Source organism: Streptomyces griseus (assembly GCF_001715295.1).
Lineage (GTDB): Bacteria > Actinomycetota > Actinomycetes > Streptomycetales > Streptomycetaceae > Streptomyces > Streptomyces griseus_G.
The window spans coordinates 1,727,523-1,748,837 of sequence record NZ_MDKB01000002.1 but is presented as its reverse complement, the minus strand read 5'-3'; the positions used below and the strand labels follow the sequence as shown (position 1 = coordinate 1,748,837).

Sequence of the window (21,315 nt, the reverse complement as noted above, 5' to 3'; positions counted from 1 at the left end):
TCGTCGTGGCCTGTGGACAACCCGCGCGGCCCGTGCCGTCGGCACCGGGCACCCGTCGGACAGCGTCCTTCGGACAGCCCTCGCCCGAGACCCCTGCCGGCCGCCTCCGACGGCCGCAGCCTCCCTCGTCTCCCCCTCGGCGGACACCTCCCCAGCTGGCACCTTCGCGGAAGGCTCCCGCGCCGTGAGCGTCCCCTCGGCCCACGCCTCCGAGCGGGAAGTGCCGACACGCGTGCGCGCTCCTCAGCGCACCGCGCATCCTCGACCCGCTCAAGCCCACCATCGTCCGACCCGATGCCGTCAGCCGTCAGCCCTCAGCGGCAAGAAGGAGCCCTGGCCGGTCGGACCGCCGTCCGCCCGCGGCGCGACATTCGTCACCTCGAGCGGCGGCCCCGGGCTGCAGCGACCTCGGTGACGACCTTCCGCGCCTCGGCGACCCCGGTGCCCCACGGGGCGGTCGCCACCCGTGGATCGGGACGATGCTCGCACAGGCAGGCGCCGGGACTCCCGCGTCGGCCGTCCCTCGCCGGGCATCCGGAGGCCATCACCGGGGGCAGTTGAAGGGCCACAACGAAGAACCCCCGCTTCGGATCTCTCCGAAGCGGGGGCTCTGTCGAACCAACCCGGCAGTTGCAAGCAACCGCCCGTTGTGCGCGAGGGGGGATTTGAACCCCCACGTCCCTAAGGACACTGGCACCTGAAGCCAGCGCGTCTGCCGTTCCGCCACTCGCGCATGAGTGGTGTTTTCAGACTCTCTCACCGTGTGGTGCGAGCGCCTGGCGACATCCGGAAGATTAGCACGCTGGACAGGGTGGATTCACATCCGTTGTTTCGCGCAACCCGCGACGGGCACCGGGAACCCGAAGAGGCCGCCCCCACTCCTCCTGAGTACACGCGGAGTGCGGGACACTGTCGGGAGGGCACCTCTACGATCCGTGTGAGAGGTGACACTCATCCACTGTGCAGACAAGGGGAACCAGCCGATTTCCCGACGCGTGGATACGATCAGTAAGCAGTACAGGGATGACGACACCGGAGGAGGTGCCCCATGGGAGTCATGAAGCGTTTCGAGCAGCGTCTCGAAGGTCTGGTCAACGGCACCTTCGCCAAGGTCTTCAAGTCCGAGGTGCAGCCGGTCGAGATCGCCGGCGCGCTCCAGCGCGAGTGCGACAACAACGCGACGATCTGGAACCGCGAGCGGACCGTCGTCCCCAACGACTTCATCGTCGAGCTCAGCACGCCCGACTACGAGCGGCTCAGCCCCTACTCGGGGCAGCTCGGCGACGAACTCTCCGGCCTCGTCCGGGACTACGCCAAGCAGCAGCGGTACACCTTCATGGGCCCGATCAAGGTGCATCTGGAGAAGGCGGACGACCTCGACACGGGGCTCTACCGCGTACGCAGCCGGACTCTCGCGTCGAGTACGTCACAGCAGGGGCAGCAGAGCGGTCCCGCGCCCTACGCCCCGCCGAACCGCCCCGCATCTCCTCAGGCACCGGGCGGTTACGGCTACCCCCCGGCCTCCTCCCCCCCGCCCATGCCCTCGGCCCCGCCGCCGGGCGCGGGGCGTCCCGCCGGCCCTTCCGGCGACTGGCGCCCGCCCGCGTCCGGCCCCGGGGCGGACGCCCAGGTGCGGCGCTGGATCGAGATCAACGGCACCCGCCATCAGATCTCCCGCCCGACGTTGGTGATGGGACGAAGCACCGACGCCGACGTGCGGATCGACGACCCCGGCGTATCGCGCCGGCACTGTGAGATCCGGACCGGAACGCCCTCGACGATCCAGGATCTCGGGTCCACCAACGGCATCGTGGTGGACGGGCAGCACACCACCCGCGCTACGCTCCGCGACGGCTCGCGGATCGTCGTGGGCAGCACCACCATCGTTTACCGGCAAGCCGAAGGGTGAAGCGGGGGCAATGTCAGAGCTGACCCTGACGGTCATGCGGCTAGGTTTCCTGGCTGTTCTGTGGCTATTCGTAATCGTGGCCGTTCAGGTCATTCGCAGCGACCTGTTCGGAACGCGCGTCACGCAGCGCGGCTCACGCCGCACTGCCGCCGACACGCGCCCGCAGCAGGCCCGCCAACAGCAAGCGGCACCTCCTCAGCAGCGCCAGCAGCCCGGGCGCCAGCGGCGTGGGGCCCCCACCAAGCTGATCGTCTCCGAGGGGACGCTCACCGGCACCACGGTCGCGCTCCAGGGCCAGACCATCACGCTGGGCCGTGCGCACGACTCAACGATCGTGCTGGACGACGACTACGCGTCCAGCAGGCATGCCAGGATCTACCCGGACCGTGACGGCCAGTGGATCGTCGAGGATCTCGGGTCCACCAACGGCACCTATCTCGACCGGACCCGGCTCACCACCCCGACACCTGTTCCGCTGGGCGCGCCGATCCGCATCGGTAAGACCGTCATCGAGCTGCGGAAGTAGTACGACAATGAGCGAGCGGAGCGAGCGAGCCGCGGCGGTCCTGACGAAGGACCCGGTGCGGCTCCCGACCGGAGGGTGGGCAGTGTGGCTCGAGACCGGCTGGCGCGACAGTCGACCGGCGAGCCGACGGGCGAGGTGCGCATGAGCTTGTCGCTGCGCTTCGCCGCCGGATCGCACAAGGGCATGATCCGGGAGGGCAACGAGGACTCCGGTTACGCCGGCCCCCGCCTTCTGGCCATCGCCGACGGCATGGGCGGCCAGGCGGCCGGTGAGGTCGCCAGCTCCGAGGTGATCTCCACGCTCGTCCAGCTCGACGACGACGTGCCGGGCTCCGACATCCTCACCTCGCTCGGCACGGCGGTCCAGCGGGCCAACGAGCAGCTGCGGGTCATGGTCGAGGAGGACCCCCAGCTGGAGGGCATGGGCACCACGCTCACCGCCCTGCTCTGGACCGGTCGGCGCCTCGGCCTCGTCCACGTCGGCGACTCGCGCGCCTATCTCCTGCGCGACGGCGTCCTGACGCAGATCACCCAGGACCACACCTGGGTGCAGCGCCTGGTCGACGAGGGGCGGATCACCGAGGAAGAAGCCACCACCCACCCGCAGCGCTCCCTGCTGATGCGGGCGCTCGGCAGCGGCGACCACGTGGAGCCCGATCTCTCCATCCGCGAGGTCCGCGCGGGTGACCGCTACCTGATCTGCTCGGACGGTCTCTCCGGCGTCGTCTCCCACCAGACGATGGAGGAGACCCTCGCCAGCTACCAGGGCCCGCAGGAGACGATCCAGGAGCTCATCCAGCTCGCCCTGCGCGGCGGTGGCCCGGACAACATCACCTGCATCGTCGCCGACGTGCTGGACGTCGACAGCAACGACACCCTGGCCGGGCAGCTCCATGACACCCCGGTCGTCGTCGGCGCCGTCGCCGAGAACCAGGCCGCACAGAACGACGGCCGCGCCATGGAGACGCCCGCAGGCCGCGCGGCGGGCCTCGGCCGCTCCGCCCCGCCACCCTCCGGAGGCTTCGGCCCTCCCGGCAGCGGCGACGACATGGGCTACGGCTCCGGTCCGGACAGCGCCCTCGACGCGTACACCGACGAGGACTTCGTCAAGCCCCGCGGCGGCCGCACGTGGCTGAAGCGGTCGGTCTACGTCGTGCTGGCGCTGGCCGTCATCGGCGGTGGCGTCTACGGCGGCTACCGCTGGACCCAGACGCAGTTCTACGTGGGTACGAAGGACGAGAACGTCGCGCTGTTCCGCGGCATCAGCCAGGACCTCGCGTGGGTGTCGCTCTCCGAGGTCGAGGAGAGCACCGAGATCGAACTCAAGTACCTCCCGCCCTACCAGCGCAAGCAGGTGGAGGCGACCATCGCCGAGGGCAACCTCGCAGACGCCCGCCAGAAGGTCGGCGAGCTCGAGACACAGGCCTCCGCGTGCAAGAAGAACGCGCAGCGCCGCGCGGCCGAGGCGGAAGCCGCCAAGAACCAGAACGAGAACGCAGACAGCACATCCGCCTCGCCCCCCGCCAAGGGCGACAAGAAGACCGCGACCCCCACTCCCGGCCCCAGCCTCTCGGAGGAAGAGAAGAAGCTGGTCCCGCAGTGCGGTAAGCAGTAAAGCCGTAGGGGGCCTTCAGTACCATGAGCGTTGTCACCAACACCACCACGATCGGCGCGATCGACGCACCGAGCCGCCGCAACACCGAACTGGCGCTGGTCGCGTTCGCCGTCCTGATCTCGGTGTTCGCCTACGCCAACGTGGGCCTCGCCCTCAACGGCGAACTGCCCGCCGGCATGCTCGGCTACGGACTCGGCCTCGCCCTGCTCGGAGGAGTGGCCCATCTCGCCGTGCGGCGGTTCGCCCCGTACGCGGACCCGCTGCTGCTGCCGCTGGCCACGCTGCTGAACGGGCTGGGGCTGGCCTTCATCTGGCGTCTGGACCAGTCGGAACGCTTCCAGGCACTGACGACGTTCGCCCCTGCGGCCTCCAAGCAGCTGATGTTCTCGGCCGTGGGCGTGGCTCTGATGGTGGGTGTACTCGTCGCCCTCAAGGACCACCGCATCCTGCAGCGCTACACCTACATCTCCATGCTGGTGGCGCTGTTCCTCCTGATCCTCCCGATGTTCTTCCCCGCCGTGAACGGCGCCAAGATCTGGATCAAGATCCCCGGTGTCGGCACGATCCAGCCGGGAGAGTTCGCGAAGATCATCATCGCGGTCTTCTTCGCCGGCTACCTCATGGTCAAGCGGGACGCACTCGCCCTGGCCAGCCGCCGCTTCATGGGGCTCTACCTTCCCCGCGGCCGCGACCTCGGGCCGATCCTCATGGTGTGGGCCTTCTCGATCCTCATTCTCGTCTTCGAGACGGACCTCGGTTCCTCGCTGCTGTTCTTCGGCATGTTCGTCGTCATGCTGTACGTCGCCACCGAGCGCACCAGCTGGATCGTCTTCGGTCTGCTGATGTCCGCCGCGGGGGCCGTCGGCGTGGCCACGTTCGAGCCGCACGTGCAGGACCGCGTCACCGCCTGGCTCGACCCGTTCGCGGGCTGGGGCAAGGAGGCCGCCAGCGAACAGATGGCCAAGTCCCTGATGGCCTTCGGCTCCGGAGGCACCCTCGGCACGGGCCTCGGCCAGGGCAACTCCGACCTGATCGGCTTCGCAGCCAACTCCGACTTCATCCTCGCCACCGTCGGTGAGGAACTGGGCCTGGCAGGGATGATGGCCGTCCTGCTCGTCTACGGCCTGATCGTCGAGCGTGGCGTCCGTACGGCACTGGCCGCCCGTGACCCGTTCGGCAAGCTGCTCGCGATCGGCCTGTCCGGTTCCTTCGCCATCCAGGTCTTCGTCGTCGCCGGCGGTGTCATGGGGCTCATCCCCCTGACCGGTATGACCATGCCCTTCCTCGCGGCCGGTGGCTCGTCCGTGATCGCCAACTGGGCACTGATCGGCATCCTGATCAGAATCAGCGACACCGCCCGACGCCCCGCCCCGGCCCCCGCGCCCTCCCCGGACGCCGAGATGACCCAGGTGGTCCGACCGTGAACAAGCCGCTCCGCCGCATCGCGATGTTCTGCGGCCTCCTCGTCCTGGCTCTGCTCGTGCGCACCAACTACCTGCAGTACGTCAGGGCCGACGAGCTCAACGCCAACGAACACAACCGCCGCGTCCAGATCGAGCGTTACGCGCACGAACGCGGCAACATCATCGTCGACGGCGAACCGGTCACCGGCTCCGTCGAGACCAAGGACAGCGACTTCCGGTACAAGCGGGTCTGGAAGAACGGCCCCATGTGGGCGCCCGTGACCGGCTACTCCTCGCAGGCCTTCGACTCGTCGCAGCTGGAGAGCATCGAGGACGGCATCCTCACCGGCAACAGCGACCAGCTGTTCTTCGACCGCACGCTCTCGATGTTCACGGGCGAGAAGAAGACCGGCGGGAACATCGTCACCACTCTGAACGGTGACGCGCAGAAGGCCGCGTTCGAGGGGCTGGGCGACAAGAAGGGCGCCGTCGCCGCGCTCGACCCGCAGACCGGCGCCATCCTGGCGCTGGCCAGCACCCCCTCGTACGACCCCTCGGTCTTCGCCGGCAACTCCCTCAAGGACTCCGACGCCCGGCAGAAGCTCCTGAAGGACGAGGACAAGCCGATGCTGAACCGGGCCCTGCGGGAGACCTACCCGCCCGGCTCGACGTTCAAGGTCGTCACGGCCGCCGCGGCGCTCGAGAACGGCCTCTACACCGACATCGACGCGAAGACCGACTCGCCCCTGCCCTGGCGGCTCCCCCTGTCGACGAACCTGCTGCAGAACGAGGGCAGCATCCCGTGCAAGGACGCCTCGCTCCGTGAGGCGCTGCGCTGGTCCTGCAACACCGTCTTCGGCAAGATGAGCGACGACCTCGGCAACGACAAGATGATCGAGCAGGCCGACAAGTTCGGCTTCAACGAAGAGGTCTTCACACCGGTCCGGGCGGACGCGAGCGTCTACCCGAAGGACAACCGCCCGCAGAACGCGATGGCGGGCATCGGCCAGGCGTCCAACCGCGCCACCCCTCTCCAGATGGCCATGGTGGCCTCCGCGATCGCCAACGACGGCAAGCTCATGCAGCCGTACATGGTCGCCCAGCGGCAGGCTCCCAACCTGGACGTCATCTACACCCACGAGAAGGAGCAGCTGAGCCAGCCGCTCTCGGGGGAGAACGCCCAGAAGCTGCAGCAGATGATGGAGACCGTGGTCGAGGACGGCACGGGAAAGAACGCGCAGATCGACGGGGTGACGGTCGGGGGCAAGACCGGAACCGCGCAGCACGGCCTCAACAACAGTGAGAAGCCGTACGCCTGGTTCATCTCGTACGCGAAGACCGACAGCGGCTCCCCCGTGGCCGTCGCCGTGGTCGTCGAGGACGGCAACGCCAACCGCGACGACATCTCCGGCGGCGGGCTGGCCGCCCCCATCGCCAAGAGTGTGATGAAGGCAGTACTCGACGGAAAGAAGTGACACTCGTCACAACGTCCGTCCACACCAGCACATTGGGATACCGGTCGGATATCAGCTGACGGGTGCGGGCCGATCACGCCGGGCGTGCCCGGTAGCGTGAGTGCGAACAGCGCACCGCCGGACCACACACGGGTGCGGTCGGGACTGACGGAGAGGGCTGGATCAGTTATGGAAGAGCCGCGTCGCCTCGGCGGCCGGTACGAGCTGGGCTCGGTGCTCGGCCGTGGTGGCATGGCCGAGGTATACCTCGCTCACGACACCCGGCTCGGCCGCACCGTCGCCGTGAAGACACTGCGGGCCGATCTCGCCCGCGACCCGTCCTTCCAGGCCCGGTTCCGCCGTGAGGCCCAGTCTGCCGCCTCGCTCAACCACCCCGCGATCGTCGCCGTCTACGACACCGGCGAGGACTACGTCGACGGGGTCTCCATCCCGTACATCGTGATGGAGTACGTCGACGGATCGACCCTGAGAGAGCTTCTGCACTCGGGGCGCAAGCTGCTGCCCGAGCGCACGCTCGAGATGACCGTCGGGATCCTCCAGGCCCTGGAGTACTCCCACCGCGCCCAGATCGTCCACCGCGACATCAAGCCGGCGAACGTCATGCTGACGCGCTCCGGTCAGGTCAAGGTCATGGACTTCGGTATCGCCCGCGCGATGGGTGACTCCGGCATGACGATGACCCAGACCGCCGCCGTCATCGGCACCGCCCAGTACCTCTCCCCGGAGCAGGCCAAGGGCGAACAGGTCGACGCCCGCTCCGACCTGTACTCGACCGGTTGCCTGCTCTACGAACTGCTGGCCGTACGGCCCCCGTTCGTCGGGGACTCGCCCGTCGCGGTCGCCTACCAGCACGTGCGCGAGGAGCCGCAGCCGCCGAGCAACTTCGACCCCGAGATCACGCCCGAGATGGACGCGATCGTGCTGAAGGCGCTGACCAAGGACCCCGACTACCGTTACCAGTCGGCCGACGAGATGCGCGCCGACATCGAGGCCTGCCTCGACGGGCAGCCGGTCGCGGCCACGGCGGCCATGGGAGCGGCGGGTTACGGGAGCTACGACGGCTACGGCAACGACCAGCCCACCACGGCCCTGCGCCAGACGGACCCGGGCGGCGCCCCGACCTCCATGCTGCCCCCGGTCAACCCGGACGACGGCGGCTACGGACACGACGACCGGCCCGGCCGCCGCCGCCAGCAGAAGAAGAACAACACGTCGACGATCCTGCTGATCGTCGCGGGCATCCTGGTGCTGATCGGCGCGATCCTCATCGGCCGTTCTGTCTTCGGCGACAACGAGGGCAGCAGCGGCACCCTCGACGTACCGAAGCTGGTCGGCTCCACGGTCCCGGAGGCCCAGCGGCTCACGGACAACGCCGAGGTCGTCCTGAAGGTCGGCGCGAAGGAGCCCTGCGAGAACCAGGACGAGGGCAAGATCTGCAGCCAGACCCCGGCGGACGGTCAGATGAAGACGGGCGAGACCATAGAGGTCGTCGTCTCCACCGGCGCACCGAAGGTCGAGGTCCCGAACGTCCTGGAGAAGTCCGAGGAGACCGCCCGGCAGGAGCTGGAGGACAAGGGCTTCACGGTCAACATCACCTCGGCCGAGTCCGAGGCGACCCCGGACACGGTCATCAAGCAGGACCCGGAAGGCGGCTCCAAGGTCGCCAAGGACAGCGAGATCACGCTGACGGTGGCCAAGCAGGCGTTGCTGGACCTGCCGGACGTACGCACCCGGAGTTACGCGGACGCGGAGGCCCAGCTCAAGGGCATCGGCTTCACGAACGTCTCGCGGACCGACGTCGACTCGACGCAGCCCAAGGACACGGTGGTCGAGCAGACGCCGAGCGGTCCGGGCAAGGAGGCCAAGGACGTCCAGATCGTCCTCAAGGTCTCCAAGGGCCCGCCGGAGCCGGAGAAGGTAGCGGTCCCCGACCTGACGGGGAAGACGCTTGCCGACGCCAAGGGACTGCTGGCCCAGGCGGGTCTGCAACTGGGCGACGTCCAGGGCGACAAGAGCGACCAGGCCCGCGTCCTCGGCTTCCAGCCCGGCGTGGGTGAGATGGTCGACAAGAACAGCGCGGTCACCGTGCAGACCCTGCCGGGTGGTGGCGGTGGCGACGGCGGCGGCAACAACGGCGGCGGGGGCGGCGGCTTCTTCGGCGGGCCGTCGAACTAGGGCCGGCGCGGACGTTCCGCCGGTTGTCCCGGGACAGACAGGGGCCCCGGTCACCACCACGGTGACCGGGGCCCCTCGCATTCCGCCCGACAGCGTCGCCCGGGCGGACCTGGGCCGTGTTCCGAAAGTCCCGCCTGCCCGGCGACGCCTGGTACGCGCACTCGCCGCGTTGCCGGGATCGTTCCGATACATCCAGTATCGGAACGCCCCTCCGCCTTGCGATCACACGCACCAGACGCCGCCGGGCCTGCCCTCCGGGCAGACGACGCTACTTTCGGAACACGGCCTAGCGCAGCTCCGCCGGTTTCGTGCGGTCGCTGTCCACCTTCTCCGTGCGCACCAGCTCGCCCCACACGATGTAGCGGTACTTCGACGTGTAGACGGGCGTGCAGGTCGTCAGCGTGATGTAGCGGCCGGGCTTCTTCACGCCCGACTCCTTCGGCACCGGGGCGATCGCGTCGACGTTGTACTTCGACGTCTCGGGGAGCTCCGCGTAGACCTTGTAGACGTACCAGGTGTCCTTGGTCTCGAAGACGATCGCGTCGCCCTTCCGCACCTTGTCGATGTTGTGGAACTTGGCACCGTGGCCGTCCCGGTGGGCGGCGAGCGTGAAGTTGCCCTGGGCGTCCGAGGGAAGGGCCGACTTCACGGGATCCGTGTAGTAACCGGCGATGCCGTTGTTGAGCGTTTCGGTATCGGTGCCCTTCTTGACCAGTACCTCGCCGTTCTTCATCGCGGGCACGTGCAGGAAGCCGATGCCGTCCTTCGTGTCGAGCTCGCCCGGGCCCCGGCCCTCGGCCCAGTGGCCGCGGACGGTGTCCCCCTGCTTGCCGGCCTCACGGTCGGCGAGGACGTTGGTCCACCACAGCGAGTAGACGACGAAGAGGCCCAGCACCAGCCCCGCGGTGATCAGCAGCTCGCCGAAGAAGCTCACGACCGTCGCGACGGGACGGCGGCTCCCGCGTCGCACCGGCGGCGCCGACTCCTCGGTGCGCTCTTCCTGCTCGGTCCTCGCTGCCACCGCACCCGCCCCTGTCGTGATGTCGTCCAGCCCGCGTCAGCCGATGAGCGCGTCGGGCTTCCCCTTGCTGCGCGGCCGCTCGTCGACCATCTTGCCCCACACGATCATTCGGTACGTACTCGTGAATTCCGGGGTGCAGGTGGTCAGCGTGATGTATCTGCCGGGGCCGGTGAAACCGGACTGCCGCGGCACGGGGTCGATCACCGAGACGTTGGACGGCGACGTCTGCGGAAGGATGCTGGTCATCTCGTAGGTGTAGTAGGCGTCCTGTGTCTCCACCACGATCGGGTCACCGGGCTTCAGCTTGTTGATGTAGCGGAACGGTTCGCCGTGGGTGTTGCGGTGACCGGCCACCGAGAAGTTCCCCTGCTTCGCCGACGGCATGGCGGTCTTCAGCTTGCCCTCGCCGTAGTGGCCGATCATGCCCCGGTCGAGGACCCTCTCCTTGCTGATGCCCTCGGCGATCGGCGCCACCACGTCGAGCTTGGGGATGTGCATGATGGCGAACCCCTGTCCCGGCTCGAACACCCCGGGCGAGCGGGCCCCGTTCGCCCAGCCGTCCTGCATCTTGTGCGTCTCGCGCCCGGCGATCTGATCGGCACGGACGTTGGTCCACCACAGCTGGTAGGCGACGAACAGGAGCATCAGCACCCCGAGGGTGATGAACACTTCGCCGACGACCCGGCTGGCCACGACCGCCGGGCTGTCCTTGGCGGCACGGGCGGCGCGCCGGGCCTCCAGACGTGACATCGGTACGGCGGGCTCCGCTGCGGACCCCGTGGGGGCCGTGGGGGCCGCTCCGGCGTCCGCCGGGCGCCGAGTCTCCCCGCGCCGTCTTCCGCGCCCCTTCGCGGCCCGGCGGCGCTCCGCCCGCCCACCCGTCGGCAGGGGTTCGGGCGCGAGCTCGGCGGGCCGGGGCTCCGGGTCCTGCGCGCCGGCGTCGTCCTGGAGCGGCACGTCGGGCGTGACGGTGGTGACCGGCATGACGGCCGTGACCGGCTCGTCCGGTGCGGAGGTTCCCGCCTGGGGGAAGGGCGCCGTACGCGCGGCGACCGTCCGCAGAGCGACGGTCTCGTCCGCCACCGCCGGGGCCGTGACCGGTCCCGGTGACGGCCGAGGGGCGGGTTCCGGCCCCGGCTGCCCGTACCAGTCCCGTGCGTACCCCTCCGGGTCGTACCACTCGCCCGGGGGCTCCGGACGCCGCCGGCGGCCCTGAGGGGGCTGCTGAGCCGCCGCCGGGGGCGCCTCATGGACCAGCCGGCCGGACGCCGGCGTCTCCGCCCGGAACCGGGGCGATGCGTGCCGCCCCGGCAACGGGTCGTTCAGCGGGTCCGCCAGCCGTTCCACCGCCGACTCGAACGTGCCGTCGGCCTCGTACGCCCCCGGGGCGTGCGGACCTTCCTGTCCGGCATCGGGTTCGGGTCGGCGTGCGGTCACGCTGCGGCCTTGCCCACCACCGGAGCGAGCCCCGCCGATCTCGCGACGGCACCCGCGTCCCCGCACCGCTCCAGCCAGTTGGCGAGCATCAGGTGCCCGTGCTCGGTGAGCACCGACTCAGGGTGGAACTGCACCCCCTCGACCTCGAACGCGCGGTGGCGCAGGCCCATGATGATGCCGTCGGCCGTGCGCGCCGTCACCTCCAGCTCGGACGGGACCGTGGCCGGTTCGGCGGCGAGGGAGTGGTAGCGCGTCGCGGTGAAGGGGGACGGGAGACCGGTGAACACTCCCTTTCCCTCGTGGAGCACGGGCGACGTCTTACCGTGCAGCAGCTCGGGCGCGCGGTCCACGACTCCGCCGTAGGCCACGGCCATCGACTGCATCCCCAGGCACACGCCGAAGACGGGGACGCCGCTCCTCGCACAGTGGTGCACCATGTCGATGCAGACGCCCGCCTGCTCGGGTGTGCCGGGGCCCGGCGAGAGCAGGACCCCGTCGAAGCCGTCCTCGGCGTGTGCCGTGGTCACCTCGTCGTTGCGCACCACTTCGCACTCGGCGCCGAGCTGGTAGAGGTACTGCACGAGGTTGAAGACGAAGCTGTCGTAGTTGTCGACGACGAGGATGCGAGCGCTCATCGGGCCGCCCCCGCCCCGGTGCCTTCGCCGTCCACCGTCACGTCACCGAACGGGAGCAGCGGCTCCGCCCAGGGGAAGACGTACTGGAAGAGCGCGTAGACGACGGCCAGGGCCAGCACCAGCGAGATGAGTCCCCGCACCCATGTGTTGCCCGGCAGATGCCGCCAGATCCAGCCGTACATGCTGTCGCCTCCATTCGGTACGGCACCAGACTAAAGGGCCGGAGGACAGGCGTGGGTCAGCTGTGGAAAGCCGCCGGTCCCCGTCCGTCACAGGTGGTACGGCGCCCCGGACGCGGGGCGCCCGGCGGTCCGCTACTCCACGGGCCGCGCGTGGTGGAGATCCACCGTGCCGGAGTATCCGGGGAGGGTCGTCCGGTCGTCCTCCTCGACCTTCCAGCCCAGTCCGTAGGCCTTGACGTAGAGCTGGTAGTTCTGGATCGCCGTGGAGTCGTCGAGCGCCTGCCTGAGCTTCCCCCGGTCGCCGACCGCGGTGATCCTGTACGGCGGGGAGTAGACCCTTCCCTGCAGGATGAGCGTGTTGCCGACGCAGCGCACCGCGCTGGTGGAGATCAGCCGCTGGTCCATCACCTGGATACCGCGGGCCCCGCCCTGCCAGAGGGCGTTGACGACCGCCTGCAGGTCCTGCTGGTGAATGACCAGGTCGTTGGGTTGCGGCTCGGGGTACCCGGGGTTGGCGGTGGCGTCGGGCGGTGCGTCGTTCAGGGTGACCGACAGCGCCTCACCGGTGAGCTTCGTGGTGCCGGCGGCCTTCTCCAGCGCGTCGAGTTCGGCGTCCTGGGCCCGGGTGCTCCCGTCGTCGCGCCGGGCGAGCGTGTCGATGTCCGCCCGTACGGAGGCGGTCGACGCGTCGAGTTCCGCGTTCTTCTCGCTGCGCTGCTGGATGAGGTCGGACAGCTTCAGGAGGGAGGAGTCCGTGCGGATATCGGTGCCCTTGGCCGTGTTGGCGCTGGTCACGAAGATCAGTCCGGCCAGCGCGAAGACACCGGCGGTGAGGCCCTGGACGGCCCATCGGGACATGCGCCGGCCGGGACCTCGGGGGGAGTCGGCAGAATTGCTCAACGTACCCTTATCTCCTTAGGCGCCACGGAAGCACTACGCTAACGGACGCCCCGGGGAGGCAGCATTCCCCCTTGCGCCCCGGCGCCAGCCACAGATCCCTGCGCGGTCACGCAGCGCATCGACAGGAGAGTCCCTCGTGCCGAAGTCACGTATCCGCAAGAAGGCCGACTTCACGCCTCCCCAGGCGAAGCAGTCCACCAACATAAAGCTGACCAACCGCAGTTGGGTCGCGCCGGTGATGCTGGCGCTCTTCCTGATCGGTCTGGCCTGGATCGTGATCTTCTACGTGACCGAGGGCGACCTGCCGGTCGACGCACTGGGCAACTGGAACATCGTCGTGGGCTTCGGCTTCATCGCAGGCGGCTTCGGCGTCTCCACCCAGTGGAAGTGACGCTGCGGGTGTGACCGTGCCTCCACGTTACCCACAGGGTTATCCACAGGCGGGGGAAAAGGTCAGACGATCTGTGGATAACCTTCGTCGACGTTGACGCCGGTGTGACTGGAGCCTCTCGCGCCACGAGGCCCTACGCCCCTTGTCCTGACTGGGAAAACCCGGTTCAGCGACAAGGGGCACACCTGTTCCCCACGCCATGCACAAGATTCGGCACACTCTGTGGACAAGTTTGACCGGGGAGCAACGGATTCCGGTCAGATGAGGACAGCGGTCCTGGCGATGACCATCCCCACCACCGCCAGCAGGACCAGTCCGCAGGCGCCGTACTGCACGAGATTCCGGCGCTCGCGCGGGGCGTGCACCATGGCGAAGGCGATCACGGTCCCTGCCACGAGGCCACCGACATGCGCCTGCCAGGCGATCGCACCCCACGGGTTGAAGGTGAAGATCAGGTTCACCACCAGCAGGATGATCACCGGTCGCATGTCGTAGTTCATGCGCCGCATGAGGACGGCCGTCGCGCCCAGCAGGCCGAAGATCGCCCCCGACGCTCCGAGCGATCCCTGCGCGGGGTCGGCGATCACGTAGGTGAGGGCACTGCCCGCCAGTCCCGAGAGCAGATAGAGGGCGAGGTAGCGGACCCGGCCGAGCGCGGCCTCCAGTGGACCGCCCAGCCACCACAGCCCCAGCATGTTGAACGCGATGTGCCATACCTCCTGGTGCAGGAACATCGAGGTCACCAGCCGGTACCACTGGCCCTCGGCGACCCCTTCGATGCCCGCCGACGGGTCACCGTTGTAGGCGCGGCCGAACAGCAGCAGCTCGTCGAGCAGAGGGCGGCCGACGATCGAGACGGCGACGAATACCGCGAGGTTGACGCCGAGCAGGATCTTGGTGATCAGTCTGGGGTCGGACGTGACCGTGCCGCCCGCGACCGTGCGCGGCCGGGCGGCACCGGGGCGGTGCCCCGTACCGGACCCCTGGCGAACGCATTCCGGGCACTGGAAGCCGACCGAGGCGCCGATCATGCAGTCGGTGCAGATCGGCCGCTCGCACCGCACACAGCGGATGCCCGTCTCCCTGTCCGGATGCCGGTAGCACGTGAGGGCTCTGTCCCCGGCCGCTGACGCGTCCTGGCCTTGTGGCGGCTGCTGCTCCATCGGTCATGGCCCCTTCGGTCCTCGTCCGTGAGGGCGTGCGGGGAGCCGGCACGCAGAGGACCGCCCCGATCGCCCGTTATGTAGCAGTACGGACGAGCGGGGCGGTTGGTTCCCGGCGGGGCGGGCGGGTGTTCCGGCCTGCGGGAGCGGCAGGTGTGCGTGACAGAACGTGACAGGTACGAGGGTCCGACGGTCAGTGGGTCTCGACGACGACCGACTCGATGACGACGTCCTCCAGCGGGCGGTTGGTGCGCGGATTGGTGGGGACCGCCGCGATGGCGTCCACGACCTCCCGGCCCGCGCCGTCCGCGACCTCGCCGAAGATGGTGTGCTTGCCCGTCAGCCACGCGGTGGGCGACACCGTCAGGAAGAACTGCGAACCGTTCGTGCCCGGCCCCGCGTTGGCCATCGCCAGCAGGTACGGCGTGGTGAAGGCGAGGTCCGGGTGGAACTCGTCCGCGAACTCGTAGCCGGGGCCTCCCGTGCCGTTGCCCAGCGGGTCGCCGCCCTGGATCATGAAGCCGCTGATGACACGGTGGAAGACAGTGCCGTCGTACAGCTTGCCCCTGGACTTCTTCCCTGTGGCCGGATGGGTCCACTCACGCTCGCCGGTGGCGAGCGCGACGAAGTTCTCGACCGTCCTGGGCGCGTGGTTCGGCAGGAGCCGGATCCTGATGTCGCCCTGGCTGGTCTTCAAGGTGGCGTAAAGCTGCTCGGCCACTGGCTGCCTTCCGTGAGTCGTCGCTGAGGACCCCCGATCCTCGCACGATGCGGCCCCCGGGCCGGCCCGTCCCCGGCCCGGAAACGGGGGGCGGAGTACCGTGCCGCCCGCCTTCCTGCATGTTTTCCACACTTCCTGTGGGACAAATGCGGCCAGGTGCGGGACTCACGGCGCGCCCCGGCCCGAACCGTGGCAGGGTCGGCGGCAGGCTCCCCTTGCACCACATTGCCCGTTCATGACCCGGATGCCCGTCCCGTCTGGCGCTCGGGGTCCCGGAAGGCATGATTTCGACATGGGTGGATAGGCGGAGTACCTACCCGCCACCAAGGAGGAGGATCCCGTGACCCGCATCGACAGCGTGCGCGCCGCAACCTACTCGGCGAAGGACAGCGCGCAGCACGCCGCGGACGTGGTGGCGCCGTACGCCGACACGGCCAAGGAACAGGCCGCGCACTACGCACAGGAGGCTCGCGCACTGCTTGCGCCCAAGGTGTCGAAGGCAGCCGCGCAGGCCCGTGTCCAGTACGACGCGCATCTCGCCCCCCGCGTCGAACAGGCGCTGACCCACGTCCCGCCCAAGGTGGACGACGCCGCCCACCGGGCGGCGGTGCGGACCCGCAAGGCGGCCCGGACCGCGGCCGACTTCACGATGCCGCGCGTCGAGCACGCGGTCGCCGTGGCACAGCCCATGGCCGAGGAGGCCACCGCGCGCAGCCTGGCCGCCGTGGCGGCGCTGCGGAGCCAGGTGACCGCCAAGGAGATCCAGAAGCTGGCCAGGAAGCACGAGCGGCGGGCCAAGGCCGGCCGGGTCGGCAAGGGCTTCCTCGTGGCGGGCCTGCTGGTGGGCGGGGCCGTCGCCGCCTGGAAGTGGTGGGACAAGCAGGCCAACCCGGACTGGCTGGTCGAGCCGCCCGCCCCCACCGAGGTGGCCGACGACCGCGCACCGCTGACCTCGGTCGACGGCAGCGGCGGGGCCGTACTCGACCCCGAGGTCAAGGCCAAGCAGGACGACGCCGAGGGTGGCTCGGGCAGCACGGACGAGGGCGGCCGCGAGGACCGCCCCTGACCGGCCCGGCAGAGCACCGCGCGACCCCCGGCGAGAGGGGCGCCGGAAGACCGCGAGGTCCCCGGCGCCCCTCTCGTCGTGTGCGCGGGACCGACGGGCCGCCGGCTCGTACGCATGGCCGGGGAAGGACCTCCGGCGCCCGGGGGTACGGAAGCCGGGGACGTCTCGGTGTCCGTCCACCGAAAGCCCGGGAACCCGCCTCCGGCTCGCTGCGCGGGACGTGGGGTACGGCCTCCCGCAGCTGTGCAAGGCAGCCGGGGAAGCCCCCCGGCCCCCCGTACAGAAGGCCGGAAACCACCTCGGCTCGCCACGCGGAGCTTCGGGAAGGGCCGTCCGCGCCTGTGCGGGTCGGGGGACGGGGGTCAGCGGGCCATCTCCTGGTGGTACAGCGCGCGGAGCCGGCTACGGGCCCGGGTGAAGGCGCTCTCCGCCGACTTGTACGTGATCTGCAGCGCGTTCGCCGTCTCGGCGGTGGTGAGGCCGCGTGCCCGGGCGAGCAGCACGTCGCGTTCACGGTTGCCGAGCCCGGGGAGCTGGGTCAGCAGCCAGGCGCCCGCCGCCCGGTCGCAGACCCGGTGCTCCACCTCGGAGCCCGGATCCGGTTCGGGACGGCGCAGGACGTGGACCCGGACGGCGAGCCGGCGGTCGCGCTGGGTGCCGCGCTGGTGGTCCACGCACAGGCGCAGCGTGATGGTGGTGAGTAACGCGGCGACCCGGGATTCGTCGAGCGCGTCGAAAGCCGCCGCCCGGAGCATGGCCTCCTGGACGCAGTCCTCCGCGTCCGAGATACGTCCGAGCCGGCTGACGGCCAGGCGCAGCAGTCGCTCCCGCTCGGCGAGTACGAGATTCCAGCGGTGGTGCCGATCCTTCTCTGTGCAGGGGTGGGACAGGGTGCGCGTCACATCAGCTCCCGCGTGCGAGGTCGTGGTGGCAGGAGCCAGCCTCGACGGGCACGGTGCGGGAAAACTTGACGAAAGCATTCCCTGCTTCACCGTCCACGGCAGGGGGCATTCAGCGAAAATCAAGAAATGCCACATCGTGACGGGCTTCGTTCACCAGAGCGAAGTCGGTCAATCTCATCGGCGGAACGATCCGAGACAGCGCGCACACGGGGGAGTGGGCAAGCGTGGCTCTTGTTCAGTTGTTGGGGCCTGTGCAGTACCGGGCCACGGGGGATAACGCGGTAGAACTGGGACAGACGAAGCAGCGTTGCGTGTTCGCGATGCTTGCCGTCGATGCCAATGAAGTAGTCATGCCCGACGAGTTGATCAGCCGGGCGTGGGGGGCGGACCCGCCGAAGTCGGCGCGGAACATGATTCACTCCTACATCTCGCGGCTGCGCGGGGCACTGGAGGCCGTCGACGACGGGCACGGGGCCGTCCTGCGCCGCCGGCACGGCGGTTACGTCCTGGAGGCCGAGCCGGACACGATCGACCTGCACCGTTTCCGCCGGACCGTGGCGACCGCCCGGGCCGCCGGGACGGACCCCCGGACGGCCGCGCGGCTGTTCCGGGAGGCGCTCGGCAGCTGGCGCGGCAGGCCGCTCGGCGGGGTGTCGGGAGAGTGGGCCACGCGAACGCGGTGGCTGCTGGAGCGGGAGCACTTATCGGCCCTCGTGGAGTGCCACGAGGGTGAACTGCGGCTCGGCGGCAGCGCGGGGCTCCTCGACGAACTGCACTCGCTCGCCGACCTGTATCCGGACAACGAGCTGGTCATCCGCAACCTCATGACCGGACTCCACCGCGCCGGCCGCCGGACCGAGGCCGTCGAGGCGTACGAGTCACTGCGCCGCCGGCTCGCGGACCAGCTGGGGGTGGACCCGGCCCAGCAGACCAAGGCGCTGCGCGCCACCATCCTGCGCGCCGATCCCGACCTGACCGCCGCCGGGCCCCGGACCGGCGCGGCCCCGTCCGTACCCCGCCAGCTGCCGCGCGGCATCCGCTGCGTCGGCCGGGAGCAGGAGCTCGCGATGCTCGACGGGTCCGTCACGGCCGCCGACGGGCGCCCCGTCACCCGGGTCATCCTGGGGCCGCCCGGCATCGGCAAGACCGCGTTGGCGGTCCAGTGGGCGCACCGGGTGGCGCACCGCTTCCCGGACGGGCAGATCTTCGTGGCCCTGCACGGCAGCAGCACCGGGCCGGCTCGGCACGGGTGCGCGCACGTGCCCGGGCGGACGCCGGACCCACGGCACGGCCCGGCCGACCCGGCACGGGGCACGCGCGCGACCGTACCTACACGCGACCGGGCTCCGTCGGGGGACGACGTGCTGCGGTACGTGCTGCGCAGTCTGGGCGTGGTCGTACCGCCGGGTGAGGCCGACCCCGTGGCGTTCGGTCAGGAGGCGCTGAAGGACCTCCGGGTGCTGATCGTGCTCGACGACCTGGCCTCGCCGGAGCAGTTGGAGGTGCTGCGGCCCGGGCCGTCCGCAGGAGCCCTCCTGGTGACCGCGCGGGACTCCGGCCGCCTCCCCCGCCTCGCCGCGCTGCGCACCGTGGGGCTGCGGGAGCTCAGTGTCCAGCAGGCCCGGCGCATGCTGGCGGGGATCCTCGGGGAACGCCGGGTGGAGGCGGAGCCGGCGGAGGTGTCCCGGATCATCGACCTGTGCGGTCGTTCACCGCGGGCGCTGAGCGCGGCCGCCGAACAGGCGCTCGTACGGCCGTGGCTGCCTCTGGCCGACCTGGCGGCGGCGATGGCGGGCCGGACGGGGTAGGGCGGACGCGCCCGTGCCGCCGCGGGCGGCACGGGAGCGTGCCCCGGGCCATGGGCGTCCGGCTCAGCGCGGCGCGGCCGCCAGGGCGTCGAAGAGGGTGCGCAGTTCGGTGATGCCCGCGTCGAGGGCCTGCTGCTGGTCCTCGGCGCGGGCCACCGCCATCGCCGTCTCGCACAGGCCGCCGTACAGCAGGTGGGTGAGGGCGGTCACGGAGTGGGGCGCGATGTCACCGGTCGCCGCCGCGCGCCGCACTCCCTCCTCCATCATCTTCATGCAGTTGGAGTTGATCTCGCGCATCTCCTCGGTGCCGAGCGCACCGGGGGCGTCGAGGAGGTTGATGCGCTGGACGTCGGTCGCGAGAACCTCCACGAGGAAGGCCCTCGCGCCGACGAACACCGCTTCCCAGGAGTCCGGCTTCGCGTCGAGGTAGGCGTGGGCCACGATGTGGGTGAGCCGGGCCTGTTCGCGCTCGTACACCGCCCGGAACAGGTGCTGTTTTCCGGAGAAGTGGTGGTAGAGGGCGCCCTTGGTGAGGTGGGCGGCCTCCACGACGGCATCCAGCGACGTCGCGTTGTAGCCGCGTTCGGCGAACAGCGTGCGGGCGGCGCGCAACAGCTCCTCGATGGTGCTGTCGGACCGTTCGCGCTGCGTCGGACGCGTTCTCGTACGAGTGGTGGGCATGTTCACACTCCCCGAGGGTCGACCGCCTTCAGCTGGTCTTCCAGGCTACACGCACTTTCATTCCTTCCATACGTATGTGTTCCGGCCTGTCCTGTTGCCCGCGCTACGCCGCCGGAGCCCCGTCGCCGGGAGCCTCAGGGGGCGCCGACGCGGTCCACGAAGCGCAGCACCCGGTTCCAGGCGTCCGCGGAGGCGTCCGCGTAGGCGTCCCGCTGTGCGTCGAAGAAGCTGTGGGGGGTGCCGGGGTAGGTGACGACCTCGTGGTCGACGCCCGCCTCGGTCAGGGCCTCGTCGAACGCCGTCACATGCGCCTGCGGAATGCCCGGGTCGTCCCCCGCCATCAGCGCCAGCACCGGCGCCGCGAGATCGGCCGCCCGGCGGGTCGGACCTGCGGAACCGTCCGGTCCGTCGGCGGGCCAGCAGTAGAAGCCGATCACGCCGGCCAGGTCGAAGTTCCCGGCCGCCGCCATCACCGCGAGCCGGCCGCCGATGCAGAAGCCGACCGTGAGGACGGCGCTCGCCGCGCCGCCCTCCGCCGCGCGCAGGTGGGCGACGGCCGCGCTCAGGTCGGCGTACAGCTCACGGGGCCTGAGTGCGGCCATGTGCTCGGCGTACGGGAAGTCCTTCTCCCGTTTCCCGACGCCCGCAGTCCGTCCGTAGTAGTCGACGACGAGTGCCCGTACGCCGTTCTCGGCGAAGCGTTTGGCCAGTTCCGTGTAGAACCCGTACAGCCCGCGGACGTCGGGAAGGATCACGATCGCCGTACGCGTGCCGTCGGCCGGCGCGGCGGTGAATGCGGCGAATGTGTTGCCGTCCTCGGCGGTCAATTCCAGATACCGGCTCTCGATCACGGAATCCGGAACGGGCGGTACCGGTGGAACGGCGTCCTCGTCGAAGCACATGGGCGGGGGGCCTCCGTTTTTCTGTGTGGTTCTGCTTTTCTCCGCAGGCGCTTCGCCCACGAAAATATCGTGCGCGGAGGAGTCCTACTCCCCCACTTCTTCCAGACTGAACGGGACACGGAACGGGGGCACGCTGGTGCCCTCGATCCGGTACCGGTTCCACAGATCGGGTTCGGTGATGCGGCCGACCGCGTCACCCTCGGCCGTACGCAGCACGACGCCGGCGCTCCGGTCGCCGACCAGCCGGGTCAGCTCCTCGTGCGCCTCCAGGCGTCCGTACCAGCGGTAGCGGCCGTCCAGTGGCTGGAACCGGCCGGTGAGCCGGGCCCGGAGCGTGAACTCGGCCCGGTCTTCCACGACCAGTACCGCCGGACCCTCGTATCCGTCATCTTCCACGGTCCACT

20 protein-coding genes and 1 tRNA gene are annotated in these 21,315 nt (G+C 70.0%); 9 read left to right on the top strand and 12 right to left on the bottom strand.

Annotated features, from left to right (window positions below; all coding sequences use genetic code 11):
* Positions 1–650 precede the first annotated feature (650 nt).
* Positions 651–733, bottom strand: a tRNA-Leu gene (locus tag BA175_RS14420).
* A 315-nt stretch (positions 734–1,048) separates the two neighbouring features.
* On the opposite strand from BA175_RS14420, the gene BA175_RS14415 reads away from it, so the two are divergent.
* The 6 genes from BA175_RS14415 to pknB all read left to right on the top strand — a co-directional run bounded on the left by BA175_RS14415 (position 1,049) and on the right by pknB (position 9,102).
* Positions 1,049–1,909, top strand: coding sequence for an FhaA domain-containing protein (locus BA175_RS14415; RefSeq protein ID WP_069171666.1), 861 nt, complete (start codon positions 1,049–1,051; stop codon positions 1,907–1,909).
* 10 nt (positions 1,910–1,919) lie between these two features.
* Complete coding sequence (locus tag BA175_RS14410; RefSeq protein ID WP_069171665.1) at positions 1,920–2,435, top strand: FHA domain-containing protein FhaB/FipA; 516 nt, start codon at positions 1,920–1,922, stop codon at positions 2,433–2,435.
* Positions 2,436–2,576: 141 nt separating this feature from the next.
* Positions 2,577–4,049, top strand: a complete 1,473-nt coding sequence (locus BA175_RS14405) for a Stp1/IreP family PP2C-type Ser/Thr phosphatase (protein WP_069171664.1) — start codon at positions 2,577–2,579, stop codon at positions 4,047–4,049.
* A 23-nt stretch (positions 4,050–4,072) separates the two neighbouring features.
* Complete coding sequence (locus BA175_RS14400; RefSeq protein WP_069171663.1) at positions 4,073–5,473, top strand: FtsW/RodA/SpoVE family cell cycle protein; 1,401 nt, start codon at positions 4,073–4,075, stop codon at positions 5,471–5,473.
* The gene (locus BA175_RS14395) at positions 5,470–6,927 is read left to right on the top strand and encodes a peptidoglycan D,D-transpeptidase FtsI family protein (RefSeq protein ID WP_069171662.1); all 1,458 of its coding nucleotides are present in this window, start codon (positions 5,470–5,472) and stop codon (positions 6,925–6,927) included. Before BA175_RS14400 ends, BA175_RS14395 begins: the two co-directional genes overlap by 4 nt.
* Positions 6,928–7,095: 168 nt before the next feature.
* Entirely contained in the window at positions 7,096–9,102 is a 2,007-nt protein-coding gene (pknB, locus tag BA175_RS14390) for a Stk1 family PASTA domain-containing Ser/Thr kinase (RefSeq protein ID WP_069171661.1), read from the top strand.
* Between the two features lie 286 nt (positions 9,103–9,388).
* On the opposite strand, the gene BA175_RS14385 is transcribed toward pknB, so the two are convergent.
* The 5 genes from BA175_RS14385 to BA175_RS14365 all read right to left on the bottom strand — a co-directional run bounded on the left by BA175_RS14385 (position 9,389) and on the right by BA175_RS14365 (position 13,235).
* Positions 9,389–10,123, bottom strand: a complete 735-nt coding sequence (locus tag BA175_RS14385) for a class E sortase (RefSeq protein WP_069171660.1) — start codon at positions 10,121–10,123, stop codon at positions 9,389–9,391.
* 36 nt (positions 10,124–10,159) lie between these two features.
* Entirely contained in the window at positions 10,160–11,560 is a 1,401-nt protein-coding gene (locus BA175_RS14380; RefSeq protein ID WP_069171659.1) for a class E sortase, read from the bottom strand.
* On the bottom strand, positions 11,557–12,195 hold the full coding sequence (locus BA175_RS14375; RefSeq protein ID WP_069171658.1) for an aminodeoxychorismate/anthranilate synthase component II: 639 nt from the start codon (positions 12,193–12,195) through the stop codon (positions 11,557–11,559). Before BA175_RS14375 ends, BA175_RS14380 begins: the two co-directional genes overlap by 4 nt.
* Positions 12,192–12,377: a hypothetical protein gene (locus BA175_RS14370; RefSeq protein ID WP_069171657.1), complete on the bottom strand. Its 186-nt coding sequence runs from the start codon at positions 12,375–12,377 to the stop codon at positions 12,192–12,194. Before BA175_RS14370 ends, BA175_RS14375 begins: the two co-directional genes overlap by 4 nt.
* 132 nt (positions 12,378–12,509) lie before the next feature.
* Positions 12,510–13,235: a DUF881 domain-containing protein gene (locus tag BA175_RS14365; RefSeq protein ID WP_069171656.1), complete on the bottom strand. Its 726-nt coding sequence runs from the start codon at positions 13,233–13,235 to the stop codon at positions 12,510–12,512.
* A 178-nt stretch (positions 13,236–13,413) separates the two neighbouring features.
* Here BA175_RS14365 and crgA point away from each other — a divergent pair, with 178 nt between their 5' ends.
* Positions 13,414–13,668, top strand: coding sequence for a cell division protein CrgA (gene crgA / locus BA175_RS14360; RefSeq protein WP_069171655.1), 255 nt, complete (start codon positions 13,414–13,416; stop codon positions 13,666–13,668).
* Positions 13,669–13,925: 257 nt separating this feature from the next.
* On the opposite strand, the gene BA175_RS14355 is transcribed toward crgA, so the two are convergent.
* Positions 13,926–14,831 carry a rhomboid family intramembrane serine protease gene (locus BA175_RS14355; RefSeq protein ID WP_069171654.1) on the bottom strand — a complete coding sequence of 302 codons (906 nt, stop codon included), beginning with the start codon at positions 14,829–14,831 and terminating at the stop codon, positions 13,926–13,928.
* Between the two features lie 193 nt (positions 14,832–15,024).
* A complete protein-coding gene (locus BA175_RS14350) occupies positions 15,025–15,552 on the bottom strand; it encodes a peptidylprolyl isomerase (RefSeq protein ID WP_069171653.1) in 528 nt (175 codons plus the stop codon).
* Positions 15,553–15,892: 340 nt separating this feature from the next.
* Between BA175_RS14350 and BA175_RS14345 the strand changes: the two genes are divergently transcribed.
* Positions 15,893–16,618, top strand: coding sequence for a DUF5324 family protein (locus BA175_RS14345; protein ID WP_069171652.1), 726 nt, complete (start codon positions 15,893–15,895; stop codon positions 16,616–16,618).
* A gap of 362 nt (positions 16,619–16,980) precedes the next feature.
* Here BA175_RS14345 and BA175_RS14340 read toward each other — a convergent pair whose 3' ends face one another.
* Positions 16,981–17,520 (bottom strand): RNA polymerase sigma factor, encoded by a 540-nt coding sequence (locus BA175_RS14340; protein ID WP_254667867.1) that lies wholly within the window; start codon positions 17,518–17,520, stop codon positions 16,981–16,983.
* A gap of 224 nt (positions 17,521–17,744) precedes the next feature.
* Here BA175_RS14340 and BA175_RS14335 point away from each other — a divergent pair, with 224 nt between their 5' ends.
* On the top strand, positions 17,745–19,328 hold the full coding sequence (locus BA175_RS14335; RefSeq protein ID WP_368073315.1) for a BTAD domain-containing putative transcriptional regulator: 1,584 nt from the start codon (positions 17,745–17,747) through the stop codon (positions 19,326–19,328).
* A gap of 63 nt (positions 19,329–19,391) precedes the next feature.
* Here the strand turns inward: BA175_RS14335 and BA175_RS14330 are convergent, their stop codons facing one another.
* The 3 genes from BA175_RS14330 to BA175_RS14320 all read right to left on the bottom strand — a co-directional run bounded on the left by BA175_RS14330 (position 19,392) and on the right by BA175_RS14320 (position 21,307).
* A complete protein-coding gene (locus BA175_RS14330; RefSeq protein ID WP_069171650.1) occupies positions 19,392–20,009 on the bottom strand; it encodes a TetR/AcrR family transcriptional regulator in 618 nt (205 codons plus the stop codon).
* Positions 20,010–20,143: 134 nt separating this feature from the next.
* On the bottom strand, positions 20,144–20,911 hold the full coding sequence (locus BA175_RS14325) for a dienelactone hydrolase family protein (protein WP_069171649.1): 768 nt from the start codon (positions 20,909–20,911) through the stop codon (positions 20,144–20,146).
* 84 nt (positions 20,912–20,995) lie between these two features.
* Entirely contained in the window at positions 20,996–21,307 is a 312-nt protein-coding gene (locus BA175_RS14320; RefSeq protein WP_069171648.1) for a DUF4873 domain-containing protein, read from the bottom strand.
* Between the last annotated feature and the right edge of the window lie 8 nt (positions 21,308–21,315).

What these genes read in the sequence shown, in the direction of transcription:
- BA175_RS14415 (WP_069171666.1), top strand. Translation starts at nt 1,049, where the DNA reads ATGGGAGTCATGAAGCGTTTCGAGCAGCGTCTCGAAGGTCTGGTCAAC.
- BA175_RS14410 (WP_069171665.1), top strand. Translation starts at nt 1,920, where the DNA reads ATGTCAGAGCTGACCCTGACGGTCATGCGGCTAGGTTTCCTGGCTGTT.
- BA175_RS14405 (WP_069171664.1), top strand. Translation starts at nt 2,577, where the DNA reads ATGAGCTTGTCGCTGCGCTTCGCCGCCGGATCGCACAAGGGCATGATC.
- BA175_RS14400 (WP_069171663.1), top strand. Translation starts at nt 4,073, where the DNA reads ATGAGCGTTGTCACCAACACCACCACGATCGGCGCGATCGACGCACCG.
- pknB (WP_069171661.1), top strand. Translation starts at nt 7,096, where the DNA reads ATGGAAGAGCCGCGTCGCCTCGGCGGCCGGTACGAGCTGGGCTCGGTG.
- BA175_RS14375 (WP_069171658.1), bottom strand. Translation starts at nt 12,195, where the DNA reads ATGAGCGCTCGCATCCTCGTCGTCGACAACTACGACAGCTTCGTCTTC.
- BA175_RS14370 (WP_069171657.1), bottom strand. Translation starts at nt 12,377, where the DNA reads ATGTACGGCTGGATCTGGCGGCATCTGCCGGGCAACACATGGGTGCGG.
- BA175_RS14365 (WP_069171656.1), bottom strand. Translation starts at nt 13,235, where the DNA reads ATGTCCCGATGGGCCGTCCAGGGCCTCACCGCCGGTGTCTTCGCGCTG.
- BA175_RS14355 (WP_069171654.1), bottom strand. Translation starts at nt 14,831, where the DNA reads ATGGAGCAGCAGCCGCCACAAGGCCAGGACGCGTCAGCGGCCGGGGAC.
- BA175_RS14330 (WP_069171650.1), bottom strand. Translation starts at nt 20,009, where the DNA reads ATGCCCACCACTCGTACGAGAACGCGTCCGACGCAGCGCGAACGGTCC.
- BA175_RS14325 (WP_069171649.1), bottom strand. Translation starts at nt 20,911, where the DNA reads ATGTGCTTCGACGAGGACGCCGTTCCACCGGTACCGCCCGTTCCGGAT.